Annotated in this window: 10 protein-coding genes and 1 pseudogene; 4 read left to right on the top strand and 7 right to left on the bottom strand. The window is 66.7% G+C overall.

Features of this window, described 5'->3' with window-relative positions; translation table 11 throughout:
* Nucleotides 1–3 precede the first annotated feature (3 nt).
* The 6 genes and pseudogenes from IO20_RS37165 to IO20_RS0133105 form a co-directional block, all read right to left on the bottom strand.
* A pseudogene (locus tag IO20_RS37165) lies at nucleotides 4–4702 on the bottom strand (RHS repeat-associated core domain-containing protein).
* Nucleotides 4703–5616: 914 nt separating this feature from the next.
* On the bottom strand, nucleotides 5617–5997 hold the full coding sequence (locus IO20_RS0133085; RefSeq protein ID WP_030556730.1) for a DUF6009 family protein: 381 nt from the start codon (nucleotides 5995–5997) through the stop codon (nucleotides 5617–5619).
* Complete coding sequence (locus IO20_RS0133090; protein ID WP_211270462.1) at nucleotides 5994–7676, bottom strand: DNA primase family protein; 1683 nt, start codon at nucleotides 7674–7676, stop codon at nucleotides 5994–5996. The genes IO20_RS0133085 and IO20_RS0133090 overlap by 4 nt, the downstream gene beginning before the upstream one ends.
* Nucleotides 7673–8749, bottom strand: coding sequence for a bifunctional DNA primase/polymerase (locus IO20_RS39270; protein WP_078946296.1), 1077 nt, complete (start codon nucleotides 8747–8749; stop codon nucleotides 7673–7675). Before IO20_RS39270 ends, IO20_RS0133090 begins: the two co-directional genes overlap by 4 nt.
* Nucleotides 8750–9626: 877 nt before the next feature.
* A complete protein-coding gene (locus IO20_RS0133100; RefSeq protein ID WP_030556723.1) occupies nucleotides 9627–10001 on the bottom strand; it encodes a hypothetical protein in 375 nt (124 codons plus the stop codon).
* A gap of 131 nt (nucleotides 10002–10132) precedes the next feature.
* Entirely contained in the window at nucleotides 10133–10789 is a 657-nt protein-coding gene (locus IO20_RS0133105; RefSeq protein WP_030556721.1) for a DUF4352 domain-containing protein, read from the bottom strand.
* Between the two features lie 780 nt (nucleotides 10790–11569).
* Between IO20_RS0133105 and IO20_RS40540 the strand changes: the two genes are divergently transcribed.
* Both IO20_RS40540 and IO20_RS42080 read left to right on the top strand, forming a co-directional pair.
* On the top strand, nucleotides 11570–11824 hold the full coding sequence (locus IO20_RS40540) for an SAM domain-containing protein (protein ID WP_157850851.1): 255 nt from the start codon (nucleotides 11570–11572) through the stop codon (nucleotides 11822–11824).
* 322 nt (nucleotides 11825–12146) lie between these two features.
* Complete coding sequence (locus tag IO20_RS42080) at nucleotides 12147–12515, top strand: FxLYD domain-containing protein (RefSeq protein ID WP_281181694.1); 369 nt, start codon at nucleotides 12147–12149, stop codon at nucleotides 12513–12515.
* On the opposite strand, the gene IO20_RS40550 is transcribed toward IO20_RS42080, so the two are convergent.
* Nucleotides 12510–13127, bottom strand: a complete 618-nt coding sequence (locus IO20_RS40550; RefSeq protein ID WP_051875119.1) for an RNA polymerase sigma factor — start codon at nucleotides 13125–13127, stop codon at nucleotides 12510–12512. The two genes, IO20_RS42080 and IO20_RS40550, sit on opposite strands and share 6 nt — an antisense overlap.
* A 475-nt stretch (nucleotides 13128–13602) precedes the next feature.
* Between IO20_RS40550 and IO20_RS37170 the strand changes: the two genes are divergently transcribed.
* Both IO20_RS37170 and IO20_RS0133130 read left to right on the top strand, forming a co-directional pair.
* Entirely contained in the window at nucleotides 13603–14187 is a 585-nt protein-coding gene (locus IO20_RS37170; protein ID WP_037636876.1) for a matrixin family metalloprotease, read from the top strand.
* A gap of 2 nt (nucleotides 14188–14189) precedes the next feature.
* Nucleotides 14190–14449: hypothetical protein (locus tag IO20_RS0133130; protein WP_157850853.1), on the top strand; the 260-nt coding region annotated here is incomplete at its 3' end.

Genomic DNA, 14449 nt, shown 5'->3' on the forward strand with positions numbered 1-14449 from the left:
AGGCTAAGGACGGCGCCGGGGGCGGGGCTCGTCGTGAGCAGGGTTGTTAAGGATGGTCCCCTCATCGAACAGGAGGTTGCCGTCCCGGTCCTTTTTGGCTCCGAACGCCTCGAGCTGGATGGTCTTGGGGGGTGAGTCAGGATCATCGTTTACGTACTCCAGGTACACGCTGTACTGGACGACGTCGTTTCCGGCGACAGCGTCGTACACACGCTGCTCGAACATGCTCATTTCTGGCGTGTTCGTCGGGTTCTGGGAGATCGTGAACAGGTTGTCGTCATGATCACCGGATCCGCCGAGCTGCCGCGCCAGCATGTGCCCGCGGGCCTGTCCCTTGTCCGGCTGGTAGCCAGGAGGGATGATCGAGTTACGGGCGTGTGTGCCTTCATCAAGCATGTTGCGGGTGATGATGGCGTGCATCTCATAGGGACGTCCGTGCTCGTCGCGAACCCACCTGACTTGCCCCGCCCATGTGGGATCCGGCTCGCAGGCTGCCAGGCCCAGGGGGTCAGCCAGAATGAACGGGTTCGCGACATAGGCGTAGGGGTTGATCGACGGAGCGATGCCCAATGGGTCGGGCGAGAGGTACCTGCCCGCTTCGGGGTCGTAGTAGCGGTTGAAGTTGTAGTGCAGACCCGTCTCGGGGTCGAAGTACTGGCCCGGGTAGCGCAGCGGGGTATAGGCGGTGCTGTTCTTGTTCCACTGGGTGGCGCCCCAAGCGGTGCTGCGGGCTCGCCAGGCCAGGGACCCGTCGGCCGAGACCATTTCCGTGGGGCTGCCCACGAGGTCGGTGACGATCGCGAAGAACCGGCGATCGACCTCCTGCTGTGTGCCGCCGGCCTTCATTTCACGCTGGCTCAGGGGTTTTAGTCCGGCGTAGTCCCACACCAGGGTCGCGTCATCGTCCTGCTGCTCGACCAGCTGTGCGCCATCCCAGCGGAAGGTCGTGGTCTGTGTGACTTGCTCGTCGTTCTGACCTACGCCAGCGATCCCCCTCAGGTGTCTGGACCTGGGTGAGTCGATCTTCCGCGTCCCACTGGAAGTGCCAGGTCAGAGTCGTGCCGCTGAGTGTCTTGGTCCGGCGGAGTGTGAGGCGGCCCTGCTCGTCGTAGCTGTAGCGCGTGCGCCCTGCCCGGACCAGGCGAGCGCCCTCGTATTGCCGGTCTCCGACGGCTGATTGGCCCGGTGCCTGGGCTGGAAGGGCTGTGCGGCTCTGGTCACCAGCAGCGTTGTAGGCGTACCGCTCCGTCCAGCCACGCGCCTGGACCTCTCGCACGCGACTGGCTGCATCCAGCAAGAACGTGCGGCGCCCCGCCAGGCTGTCCTCGATACTCGTAGGCACGCCGTCGGCCTGGTAAGTAAAGCTACGGCGTAGCAGGGGCTCACTGGTGTTGCCCAGGGTCATGTGGGTGAGACGGCCAACGGGGTCCCAGTCCTGCCGCATCTCCAGGGCGTCATCAACGAAGCGTGCGGTCTCGCGGCCGAGCGCGTCTCGTTCGAACCGGAAAGCGCGCTCCCCCACTGTGTAAGACGCCAGGCCGCTCGCCGTGTACTCCAGCAGGCTTTCGGCGCCGGAGGGCGTGCGCCTGCCGACGCGGCGCCCGAGGGCATCGTAGGTGAAGGACATAGTGGCGCCGTTGACGGTCTCGGCAACGATGCGACCTGAGAGGTCTCTCTCCAGCTGGATGCGGGAATGTGCGTTCGTGATCTGCGCGACGTGCCCGCTCTCGTCGTGAGTGAACTGCGAGACCGAACCATCGTCGTGCGTGATGTGGGTGACGCGGCCGAGGATGTCACGGTCGAAACTGATGCTCTGGCCGGCAGCGTTCGTCCGCCGGACGATGAATCCGAGTGGATCGCGCTCGTACGTCAGTGTGCGGCCGTCGAAGTCTTGCTCCGCGACGAGCCTGCCTGCAGCGTCGTAGATGTATTCCCACACCAGGCCTTCGGCGTTGGTGACCGCTGTCAGCCGCAGCTCCGTGTCATGGGTGAAGTGATAGTCGCTGTGCTCACCTGTCTGGGTGCTCAGCAGCAGGTCAAAGTGGCCGGAGGAGTGAGTGGTGGTGCGGCCCATGCGGTCGGTGTGTGAAACGAGGTTGCCCTCGCCGTCCCATGTCCATTCCTCGCGGCTGCCGTCCGGCATTTCGCGCCAGATGAGTTTCCCTTCGACGCTCCAGCCCTGCTGCACGACGCCACCCAGAGCGTCGACGACCTTGGTGACACGTCCGAAGGCGTCACGTGTGCATGAGGCGGTCGTCCCGTCAGGCCGCGTGACCTGTACCTGGAGGCCGGCGGCATTGGTCGTATAGCGGGTGGAGGCCCCCAACGCATCCTGGACGAGACACAGGTGCCCGCGGGGATTGAACACGTACTCGGTGCGGGCTCCGGCCGGGTCCACGGACCCGGTGAGGTTGCCGCGTTCGTCGTAGTCGTAGCGGCGAGAGATTCCGGCGCGTTCGGTGATCACCTCAGGCAGGTGCAGCTTGCTGTAGGTGGCGGTGGTCCGCACGCCGTCCGGCGCGACAAGACCGGTGAGATTGCCGTGCTCATCCCGCTCAAAGCGGGTGGAACGGTCAAGCGCGTCTGTCTGGACGAGCAGCCGGTCGTGGGCATCGAACTCGAACCGCGTGGCGTGTCCCAGGGGGTCGATCTGGCTGGTGACCTGGAGACGGCTGTTGAGGACGTATGTCGTCGTCGCGTCCTGCGAGTTCGTGTAGTGGGTGATCCGGTCGCCGGTTTCCGGGTGGACGTTGTACGAGAACGTCGACGAGAGGTAGCCGTCGGGGCCGATCGTGCGGACCACTCGCCCCTCGGTGTCGTAGACATACTGGAACGTCGAGTCGTTGCGGTCGGTCCAGGAAGTGATCCGGCCTTCCGGGCTGTAGGTGAAGCGCAGCGGCAGACCGGAGGAGTTGGTGACCTCGGCTAGGTTGCCCAAGTCGTCGTACGCGTACCGCATGACGGTGACAGGGCCATCGTCGGTGCGCAGGGAAAGTTCACTGATGCGGGTGTCTTCGGCCGTGAGCTGGACGGTGTAGCCGCCGTTGTGAGTAACCGCGGTCGGGGTTCCGTCCGGGCGCCGGGAGAAGGTGAGCCGATTGTGGTTTCTATCGGTCAGGCTGGTCAGCCAGTAAGCGGGAGAGGCACGGTAGGGGCTGCCGGTGAAGGAGCGGGTCACTCCGGTGTGAAGGTCGGTTGCCGTGTAGGTGGTCTCGTCCTCGCTCTGGCCGCCGTAGACCAAGGCAATTCGTGGGCCCTCCACGGGCAGGACCGCGGTGCCGTCCGGTAGGGGGAGACTGGGATAGACCAGGGTGGAACCGTCCTCGCGTGCCCAGATCGCCCCGGCTCCGGGCACGTCGGTTTCGAGGCGTTCATCGAAGGTGGAGGTCCAGCTGCGGCCGAAGAAGTGGCCGAAGCGGTACTCGGAGAGATGGGTGCGGCGAAGGACGAGGGGAAGGACTCCCGGAAGGGACAGGTCGGTCTGGGGGAGGGTCATCTCACCCGTTGCTACATCGACAGGGTCGTTGGCGCACTTCTTCTTCGTGAGCTCGATCCCGTGCCGGCGCGGGTCGGATTTCACGCCACGGAGCGAATCAGGCTTCAGGTACGCGTCTCCGCGCCTGCCACTGCGATCGCCAGGATTCTTCCCCCTGTTCCGCTCGTCGTCTCCGCCCTTGCGTTGCCGGGCGATACGGGCAGCGGTGTCGTCGTCGTTGTTCTTGTGGTCGACGGAGATCTGCTTGACGACCCTCGGCAGCGTCTTGCCGACGTGGTCGCCCATCGTGTTGGCAGACTTCACCAGGGCGCCCATGGCCTTCTCGATGGCCGGGTCCAGGGCGTCGGCGATGCTGTCCCGGCCCTTGTTGCGTCCCTGAGCCGTCTTCGCCTTCGCCAGTTTCCCGGCGGTCTTGCCATGGATGCCGACGCTCACACTGTTCAGTTTCGTACCGGCGTTGGCGTGCTCGTCGTGCTCGATGTGGAAGCCCTTGCCTCCGGGCGACCGTCGCCCGCCATTTCCGGTGTCGGCCGAGGCGAGGTTCAGGCCCTCCTTGGCGCCCTGCACACCTTCGTCGAAGGCGTCCTTGCCTGCTTGCCTGGTCTGGCCGAGGTCTACACCGTTCTGGACGCCCAAGGCGTCCATGCTGACCTGGACCACCAGGTCCGCGGCCATGTTCTCCAGCGCCGCCACGGCCGGCTCGGTCATCACACCGACGATGTGACCGACCGCCTCTTCCATCGCGCCCGTGATGAACTTCAGCAGTTGCTTCTTCGTGTAGGCGATCGCACCGGCACCCAGCAGCGCGGACAGACCACCGGTCACCGGGATCAGTGCCATGGCCAGACCTGTCTGGCCGGCCAGGATGCCGAGCTCGGCGACCGCTTTCCACTTCATGCCCTCGATCGCACCCGCCGCCATGTCCAGCGCGTCCGCGATGGTCCGGGCCGCGGACACCATGTCCTTCAGGTGCTTGCCCTTGACCTTGCCCCAGTGCTCGTTCAGCGCGTCCATCGCCTCGCCGTGACCCGACGACAGCAAACGCTCCATGTGGTTGTTGGCGAGCTGCCCGTCGTCGGCGAGGTCGTCCGCGAACTCCCGCAGCGCGTCCGCCATCTCCCGGTAGGCGTCCTCGTCCACGTTGGGCCAGTTCACCCCCACGAGGTCCAGCAGCGTGTCCGCCCAGTCCGGCACCGTGACAGCCATGGTCGAAGATCCCCCGTCGGATGATGATCAGTCAGCCGAACAGTCCTACCACGGTGCCTGGACGACGGGTAATCCGCTACAGCAACCTGTCTGGATACGTGGCGAAAAATGTCATCGGTCCAGCGAAAGTCGCAGGTCACATCGCTGTGCGTTCAAGAAGCTGGGACCAGCGAGTGGTTAACGTCGTCGCGAGTGCGACTGAGTAACGGACGGGGCCTGCAGAGTGCGACCAACCCTCTGCTAGGCGCACTCGGCGAGCCCAGCCGTCCACGGACTTCACATGGAATAGATGCGGCACTGGCGAGCGGATGTGGTGGGACCTGCTGTCACTGGACCAGATTTCCGAGCAGTTCACCGCCGTCGCCGTGAGGCAAGCGCCGCCCCTTTGGCTTGGTGCTCACGCCCGGTGAGAAGAAGGGTCTGGTTACGAGGACCTCCGTACGGTCGGTGACCGGCTCTCCCCACCCTCGCTCTTCTCCCCCACCCCCATGGCATGGCCGCTGGTCGTGTCCCAGCTGGTGCGACCGCGGCTTCGGCCCCCGGTCCAGCCTGTGGACCGAGTAACGAAGGATTGGGTGGGCTCCGCTCGGTGGGTTCCACCGAGCCGGCTCCACTCTCTCTTCAAGCTGGTAGAGCAGCAGCAGGGCGTCGAGGGCGTGCTGGGCGGGTGACCAGTCGCACTGCTTCAGCGTGCTGAGCAGGGCCAGGCGGTCGTCGCGTAGCGGCCCTATTGACACTCCCCGGCCGCCTCGCCCAACTGCCAGCGGCGGGTTCCTCTCGACGCGCGTACACAGGGCCAAGACCCTGCTGTACGTGCTCCGCACCTCTCGAGGCCCGTGTGAGGTCCTCCAGTGGAGCCATGGCGGCCAGGGCCGCGCAGATGGCCGCGGGCATACCGCGCACGGGGCCGAGGGCTATGCGGGCAGCGTGGCGGTGGCCGGGCCGCGCTGGGATCGAGGGGTCTTGGTGCCGGGGTGGCGGGGCTCGATGGTGCGGGGGTCGACGGCTTCTCCGGGGGCGCCTTCTCTGTAGACGCCGTCGGGGTCGCTGTCCCGGTCGTGCGGGAGCAGGAAGAAGACTCGCCGCTTGTACAGGCCGCTGTCAGGGTCGGACTCGGCGGTGCCGGCGAGGAGCGCGTAGCCGATCATGCGGCCGTCACGGAGGTAGGGCGGTCGTGTGTTGCGCCGCCTGGTCTTGTCGAGGGCTTGTCGGACGTAGTCAAGCTTGTCCGTGTCCTCCAGCCAGACCACGTCTGCTTCGTGGATGAGATCGCTTTCGGTCAACAGCGAACTCATGGCTGCAGCCCTTCTTCAGTCGGGTTCGCGGGGCCGACGGCCTGGCGCGGGGAGTGGGTGGTCTGGACGGGTGTAACCGAACGGGGTCCCGGTTTTTCATCGTACGGGGACCCGGGTGTGGGGTGAAGTGCGCCGCCTGCTGAGGGGGTGGGGGCGGGGTCGGGGGTGTCGGTCAGCAGGGCGAGGCCGGGGTAGTACTTGCGGCCGTTGGACTTGATCATGTCGGCAGGTGAGGCGAGGCCGGCCTCCTGCCGGACGCGGGTGGCGAAGGCGCGTGGGGTGGCCGGGCGGATTCCTTCGCCGGCGAGACACCAGGAGCTGTACTCGGTGTACAGGAGGCCCTGCTCGACGCGGAGTTCCCCGGGGTCGTCGGCTCTGGTGCAGCATTCGGTGAGGAAGCGCCCGATGTGGTCTTCGGTGGTGGCGTAGGCGCTGGTGGCCAGGCGTACGCGGCCGGGGCCTTCGAGGGGGTCTCGGGTGGCGAGGTAGCGGCGGGCTCCTTCGATGAGCCAGTGGAGGATGCCGGGGCCTTCGTCGCGGACGAGTTCGGAGGCGAGGTTGTCGATGCGCCGTCGTTCGGAGACGGTGCGGGTGAAGGGGATCAGCCGGATGCGGCGCCAGAAGGCGAAGCCTCCGGTGGTGACCTCAGGCCGGTGGTTACCGAGGAGCCAGAGGTGATGGGTGGGGGCGAAGGAGAAGTAGTCCTGCCTCATGCGCCGCGCCTTGATCTTGTCTCCGCCGGTGAGGAGACGGACCCGCGCTTCGTCGAACTTGTCGTTGGGTTTGAGTTCGGAGCAGACGATCAGGCGGCGGCCATGGAGTTCGGTGAGCTCGGTGGAGTGCTCGCTGAAGGCTCCGCGGTCCATGAGGAAGCCGGGCGGAGCGGCATCTGCGTAGTCCCCGAGGATCTGGATCATGGTGTCGAGCAGGACGCTCTTGCCGTTCTTGCCCTCGCCGTGGAGAAAGGGCAGTACCTGGGCGCCGACGTCTCCGGTGATGGAGTAGCCGAGCAGCAGGTGCAGGAAGTCGATCATCTCCCGGCCCTCGGCGTCGTCTCCGAAGGTGTCGGTGAGGAACAGTTGCCATCGGGGGGCGTCCATGGGGAGCGGGGCGACGGCGGTGGCGCGGGAGTGGAAGTCGTTCTTCGGGTCGGCCTTGTGCATCTGGCCGGTGCGGAGATCGACGACTCCGGAAGGCGTGCACAGGGCGTAGGGGTCGCCGTCGAGGGTGTCGGGGTCCACGGACATGTCGGGTGAGGCCTTCGCCTGGATGAGGAGGGCCTTCATGCCGGTGGTCGACAGGGTGCGCTTCTTGTGGTGGGCGAGTTCTCTGTTGCTGTGGATGCCGCGCGGGTCTGTGTCGGCCATGTCCTCGGCCATTTCGCCGGCTGCCCACAGGGCCGCCTTCTCGCCGCCGACACGCTTCCAGCGGTAGCCGTCCCAGGAGTGCCAGCCCAGGCCCTCGACGTGACGGAACTGGTCACGGTAGAGCTGCACGAACAGGCGGGCGTTGCCCCGGTCGGTGAGCGAGGGAGGCAGCAGCGCAGGCGTGCCCCAGGCCGCGGGGGCGGCGGCGCTTTGGGCCGGAAGCGTGACCGCAGGGTCGGCCGGGGTGAGGGCGAGCATCTGTTGGGCGGCGGCGTCCGCGTCGAAGCGAGGCATGTCTTCGGCCCTGCTCATGATCGTCCTTCGGGGTGGAGCGGCCGCCTGGCACCAGCGGCCAGGCCGTCGTCGATGATCTGCATGTTGCGGCGGGAGTTCCCGGGGCGGGCTCGGTCCGCTATCTCCTGGAGCTGGTCTCGGACGGTTTCGTTGTCGAGGTGGCCTGCTGCTGCCAGACCGCCCGCGGTGTAGGCGGCACGGTTGAGCTTCTCGGTGAAGGACATGCCCTCCTGCGCGACCGCGCAGTGGGCGACCTCACTCAGCAGGGGCTCCAGGAGTCGGCGGGCGCCTACTGCTCTGCGTCGGCGCGGCGCCTGGAGCGGGGCAGGTTGACTGCGGGGTTCGGCAGGGCGGATGAGGTGTCCGGTCCGGGTCAGTTCGCCCTTCAGCCAGTCCGGTAGCGGGGCAGGCAGCCGGCTCGGTCCCTGGGCCTCGTAACGCCCGTCTGGGGTCTGGGTGGTGGGGGCGACGATGTAGCCGCCTTCGGCGCGCACGTCGACCTGCCAGGCAAGGGCCACCTTAGGGCTGGAGCCTGTCGAGCAGCGGAACTTCGTTGTCGGGTCGGGGTTCCGGTACCAGATGTGGAGCCCGCCTGACGGGGTACGTACCCGCAGCGTGGTGGCGTCTTCGGCCGGGTTCTGCTGTCCCCGGTAAGCAGCAAGGAGCGCGAGAGTGTCGAAGCCCGAGGCCAGACCTGCCAGGTCGACCGATTCGTGGATGGCGATGCCCGGCAGGAGGCGGCTTCTGTCCGGAACTTTGGCGGAGTGCGCGTCGACGTCGATGACCACCAGGTCCGCCGGACCGCAGGCGACACCGACTCCCGCACCCGGGGCAGCCCCCCACCAGGCATCCACCAGGAGGGGGTCCGTCGTCGCTGAGTGGAAACCGTGGCAGGGCCGGCCTTCCGCCGGACACCGGCAGGTCTTCGGGTCGTGACTCCGTGCCTGGCACGCTTTGCAGTTGGCGGTGGGCGTTTTGCGTCCGGGCGCCAAAGGATGGACCGGCCAGCCCTGCTCGGCGCACCAGCGCGCGACAGCGTGCGGAGTGCCGCGCCTGGGCCGGGCAGGCCGGGGAACTGCGAGGCTCCGCACTCGGATGGTCCTTTTCCTTCAGGGTCGACGCCGGTCCCATTCAGGCCTCGTTCTCCACAGGGACTGAGGGACCGAAGGGACTCTGATCCGGAAGTGTAGAACGGATCTCTCCCCGATCTGGCAGGAGCCACGCACACCGTGATGTCGTTTCGGGTTCTCGGTCCCTTGGGTCCCTTCCAGCGCCAAGCCAGCCCACGTTGCGCTCCGGGCTCGCGGACGGAGCTGAAGGCGCAGGACTTCGACCTCCGCGGGCCGGAATGTCCGGAGGGACCGAGCGAGAGTGACCTCAAGGACGTTCAGAGACTTTGAACCCCTGAACGTTTTGCCTGGTCAGAAGGGCTGCATGCCCTTCGCAAGGGACTGAAGGGACTGAATTCTCTAGTTATGGGCTAGTTAGAGGTCCTTGTTGTATGCGCGCGTGCATGTATGAACAGTGTCGTGAGTACACGTCATAACTAGAGATTTGAGTCCCTTGAGTCCCTGAGATCAGGGGTGCACATGCCCTGACCAGGTAAAACTCTCAGGGACTGAGCGAAGGGACGATGCAGGGACTCGGGCCACTCAGGCCCTGAGGCCCTACCCCGGTCGGCAAGTTGCTCGCCCAGGGGCCAGGGCCTTCGTCGGCGGATTCCAGGCAGAAGGCGTAGGCCCCTCGACTCGTTGCTATACCTCTGGTCCGACGGCCGGGAGCCGAGTGGGGAGCCAAGTGAGGTGCTTCGCGAGCAGCTTCTGCCACGGTGCTCAAGGCGCGCGCGGCGCCGGCGAACCAGCCGGTGAGACATCTGGAGCGCCGGGCCACCGGCCCTGGCGACAGGGCAGCGCGGCGGCTACCCGGGCAGCCGCCGTATGGCAGCTTAGGACCAACCTGCGAATGTCATCAACGCAGGCCGCGCCACGACCCCAGCCCAGCAGACGTACCTGCTCGACCGCGGCGGACCGGTGGCCAGGTCTCCGTCGAGGCTTCGAGGCGGGCGAGTGTGGTGGCGGCGGCGCTGAGGCTGGTGACGAGGGCTTTGCGGCCCTCGGCCGGGAGCCGGTTGACGTTGTAGCGGACGGGTGCACCCATGAACCCCTCGACGAGGTCGTAGGTGTCGTCCTTGAGGTAGGCGAGATCGTCTTCGACGACGTGGTAGAAGCCTTCGATGATGCCAGCGCGGCGGGCCTTCGCGTCGCCCTTGCGGGCCTCGGCGGCGACTGCGGTGTGGGTGCGGGGCTCATCTGCCTTGATGACGCGCGCGTGTTTGCCTCCCACAGGTCGCCTCCGAGTACGAGAAAGGCCCCGACCGGGGTGGTGGTCGGGGCCTGGCGTATGTCTGCGGGCATGCCGGATCTGCCGCCCATGATGGGGCATACCTAGAGGTTTTGCAACTAGGTGCAGAACATCTACTTCACGTTGCCGCGCACGCCGTCGCCGAAGAGGCCGTTGACGTAAGTCACGTAGGCCGCAGTGAACTTGCCCTCGCCGGTGATGACGCCGGTGATGTTCTCGCCGGGCGCGAGGTCGACGGTGTCGATCTGGTCCTTGTCCATGCCGAGTTCGGCCGTGTGCTTGCTGCCGGCGTTGTCGGTGATGGAGAAGTACAGGGGGTTGATGCTGATCTTCTCGTCGCCGTTGTTGGTGACGGTGACCTTCACGCTGGTGTAAGCGGTGATGCCGTCGTGGAGGACGGACGGCTTGAAGGTGACGGTCGTCGCGGTGACCTTGACCGGGGCGTCGGCGGCGGGCTCTTCCTGCTTGGCTGGCGCCTTGGTCGAAGGTGCGGGGGGCGCGGCCGTGCCTGGGGCGCTGGTCTTCTGTCCGGCCTTCGGCTTGTCCGTGGTCGTGCTGTCGTTGCCGTTGGTGAGGAGGGCGACGAGGACAACCAGGAGAATCAGGCCGAGGACGATGACGCCGCCGATGATGGCGAGGACCGCACCGACGCCGAGGCCCTTCTTCGGCGGCGGGGGTCCGTATGGGCCGCCGGGGTACGGCTGGCCGGGCGGGGGTCCCCAGCCAGGCGGCGGGGTCTGCGGGGGGCCGTGCTGGGGCGGCTGAGTCACGGTGAGCTCCGGTGGTCCTGGTGTGGCGATCAGGTGAACCTACCGTGCAGGCAAGCCGGTGGGGAGCGGTATGCGGAAGCCCCACCACTCGCAGCCCAGTCCAGGTGTGTTGAGGAGCACTGGGTGGGCGCCCGCCCGCTCAGTAGGCGCCGCTGTCGCGGAATTCTTGGTCCACCTGGTCTCGGTACTCGGGGCAGTAGGCGGTGACGGCCAGCACGACGAGTTCCTGCGCGTCTGGCCTGCTCCTGGTCTGATCAGGAGTGGGCTGCCCCCAACCGGTGTGTAGAAGCCTGGTCGGGGCCGCTGCGCATCAGCAGTACGGACTGCTTTGTTCGATGCCCTCCACGCAGCGGAAGCAATGCCGGCCCCCTCGGCTCGGGCTCGGGTCATCGGACGCCTTCTCAAGGATCAGGCGGAACGAAACAAGCGGTTCACGGAGTACCGGCGGGAGCTCGTGATTGAGCTTCGAGCGCAGGACCCGCCGATGCCGTATCGGAAGATCGCGACCGAACTCGGCGTGTCGCTGGGCACGGTGCAGGACATTGAGCGGGGCGCCACGAAGTGGTCTCGGCGCCCGTAGGTCGAGGAGGGGGAAGCGTAGTGAGGCGCTGGTGGATGGCGGCGTGTGTGCCGCTCTTGGTGGCCATTAACGGCTGCTCACGCGGCGGTGGGCCATCGTCGATGGCGACGCCTTCGGATCCTCCTTGCGAGACCGAACTGTGCCGTACGTACGAGGAGGGTTACCTGATCGGAGACACGGCCCTCAGCAGCGGGAATCGGGTGACCCTCTCTCCCGCGGAACGTGCCCAGATTCCGGTCAGCGACGGGTCTCCGGCTGGCGCTGTCGATTCCGACATGGCGGTGATCCGGATCTTCTGTCGTCAGGAGGTTCGAACGTATGTGAAGGATGATCCGCTGGCGGTCAACCTGCCGGAGTACCGGGAGGCCTTCTTTGACGGCTGCATCGACGGCGCCACGCCTTTCTTGTCGGAGAAGACGCTGCGGAACAAGTACGACGGAACAGGGGCAGGCTAGGACGTGTCGTTCCACGAGAAGGCCTCGTCCAGATCCGTCCGCCGAAGGCTGAGCGCTGTCCGGATCGCAGGTGAGCGCCCGCCCCTCGGGGGTATATGAGCGGGCGCTCACCGGTGGTTCGTCTGTCTGGACCAGTCCGGATGCACCCTGCCGATCCAAGGCAGACGCTGTGCTCATGTCTCAACAAGCACCCCCGCCCGGGTGGGGCCAGCCGCCTGGTCAGGGAGGGCCGCCCCCGCCTCGCGAGAGGAGCACGGGCAAGGTCGTTGGATTCTCGTGCCTCGGCCTGATCCTGCTGGTCGTCGTTCTGGTGATCGCTCTCATGGCTACCAGCGGTGACGACGAGCCAGACAGGACTCCGACAGGCCCCGCCACACGGTCAGCAGAGCGCGAGCGGCCAGAGGGTGAAAGTGGCGCCCGTGGAGACGTCCGGATCACGGCATGTGCGGTTGATTCGGCAACCAAGTGGCCGAGTGCGGAACTGTTGATCACCAATCGATCGAGCAAGGCCAGCAACTACATCGTGAACGTCGAGTTCGTCGATGCGTCCAACAAACGCTTGGGTGAGGCTCTTGCGTCGTCGAACGGCGTGGCGCCGGGGCAGAAGTCCGAGGTGACGGCGCAAGGTCTGACTCAGGTATCGACCAAAATCACCTGCCGGGTCACGGACGTCACTCGATACGCCTCATGAACGAGGAGCAGCCGCGGGTCGTCGTGTACCCGCCGGACGACCAGGGGCGGACGGCGGGTCCGGATCCACGGACAGCTCTCCGGCATGGCGTACTCGCCGACGGACGTGATCGAGTTCCTGCGGCGCGCCGGCTGGCTCTATGAGGAGTCGTGGCCGCCTGCGGAGGTGGTGGGTGACCGTGCTGGGCGAGAGGCCCATGTACCAGGTGATGTGCTTGGTGTCGTAGCCGCCGATGTAGCGCAGGACGGTCGCGTCGAACTGGCGCGGGGACAGCTTGCCGAGGGCCGGGTACAGGCCGATGCCGCTGTCCATCGAGGCGAGGTTCTCGCGCAGACCGTCGATCAGCTTGCCGATGACGACCCGGCGCATGATCTGCCAGGTCTGCGCTTGCAGGTCGGGTTCGGTGAGCAGTGTGTCCCAGTGCCGCAAGATCTCCACGAAGGCGCGGTGGACGGCCTTCTCGGCTCGGTCGTTCGTACGCAGAATGCTGAGGGCGTACCGGTGGAACGCTTCCTGGTTGGTGAGATAGTGGGCCTCGAACTCCCGCGGGAGCGGGAGTGCGGCCTCGGCCACGGGGATGCGGCCGTCCTCCTCACAGGCGTCGTCGGTCATGGGCCCTCTTCGTTGAGGGCTGACGGGGAGTGACGGCTCCCGGGTGCCGCCAGAGATCACTCAACCGGCCCAATCGCCCGAACATGCATGCGCGACCGAACGAATTTCACGCACCGAGGTCGCCTTCGAGCGGTCCGTGATCAGCGAGGCGTGAGGTGCGCTCTGAGCTGCGGGAACAAGTCACTCTGAGCCGTAGTGTGCGTGCAGTGCGTGACCGAGGTCACCATCCGCGGCCAGTGATGTATGAGCGACTTCCCGCCATCATCGGGTGAAATACGCCAACTCCGGCACCCCGGGCCGGATCGCGGGTACTCCCGGCAGATGCGCACCGCCGCAGGCTTTCCTCGTGGCGTGCTCAGCCATGCATCTCGGGGGCGTGAACGGCGCAGCTTGCGAGGTGCTGCTGAGCACCTGTTGAGGCCTGCGGACTCGACACGGGATAGTCACGGAACGCTATCGTCCGGTGACTATGAGGATGAACCCCTTAGCCCTGGCGACTGCTTCGGCGGCCGTCGTCCTGCTGGCGGTTCCGGCGCCGGTCCGGGCGGCTCCGGCCGCCGCCCCGCACACGTGCGGGGGAGGCGAGTCCGACTCGCGCGGCCGCTCCTCCGTGGACGGCAGCGAGATCACGTGGGACGACGAGTCGAAGTTCGACGACGCACGCAAGCACGCGGTCAAGGTCTGGACGGCGGGCACGCTCAAGAAAGTGCAGATCAAGGCCGACGGGGCGACGTCGTACGCCGACGTGGAGTGGCGGGACGCCAACAGCGTCACGGGCAAGTGGCGGGACGTCTACGGCAAGTGGGCCCCACAGCACGGCACGGACCACCTGCTGCTGAACCGCGCCTACCTGGACAACGGGAAGCGAATGGGCACGGACGAGCACCGCCGGAGGGTCGCAGCCCACGAACTGGGCCACGCCCTGGGGTTCTGCCACAAGTCCTACGGCACCGGAATGTACCCCTCGCTGCTGTGGGCGGACTACGGCCACATCTCGGGGAAGAAGATCAACGGTCCGACCGAGACCGACGTCCAGGCGTATCACGCACTGTGGGGATGATCATGACCAAGAAGACGATGGCCCTGGTAGCGGGCGCGGCGGCCGCCGGAGCGTTGGCGCTGGGCGGGTGGTTCGGCTATCAACAGTGGACGGAACCGATCGAAGGGCACGTGCTGCGCGGCTACGACGCCACCAGCCCGGCGAGCACGGCGCCCCACACCGAGAACGTGTTCACCGGGCGCGTGGTGGCGTTCGAGGAGCAACGGGACATCGAGGGTTGGACTCAAGACGTCTACCGGGTCGAGGTCGCCTCGGTCCTGCG

Origin of the sequence: Streptomyces exfoliatus, from assembly GCF_000725545.1 — a bacterium.
Lineage (GTDB): Bacteria > Actinomycetota > Actinomycetes > Streptomycetales > Streptomycetaceae > Streptomyces > Streptomyces exfoliatus.

Bases quoted from the DNA above. Each gene is read 5' to 3' on its own strand.
- IO20_RS0133085 (WP_030556730.1), bottom strand. From the start codon at position 5,997: ATGAGTTCGCTGTTGACCGAAAGCGATCTCATCCACGAAGCAGACGTG.
- IO20_RS37170 (WP_037636876.1), top strand. From the start codon at position 13,603: ATGAACCCCTTAGCCCTGGCGACTGCTTCGGCGGCCGTCGTCCTGCTG.
- IO20_RS0133090 (WP_211270462.1), bottom strand. From the start codon at position 7,676: ATGAGCAGGGCCGAAGACATGCCTCGCTTCGACGCGGACGCCGCCGCC.
- IO20_RS40550 (WP_051875119.1), bottom strand. From the start codon at position 13,127: ATGACCGACGACGCCTGTGAGGAGGACGGCCGCATCCCCGTGGCCGAG.
- IO20_RS42080 (WP_281181694.1), top strand. From the start codon at position 12,147: ATGGCTACCAGCGGTGACGACGAGCCAGACAGGACTCCGACAGGCCCC.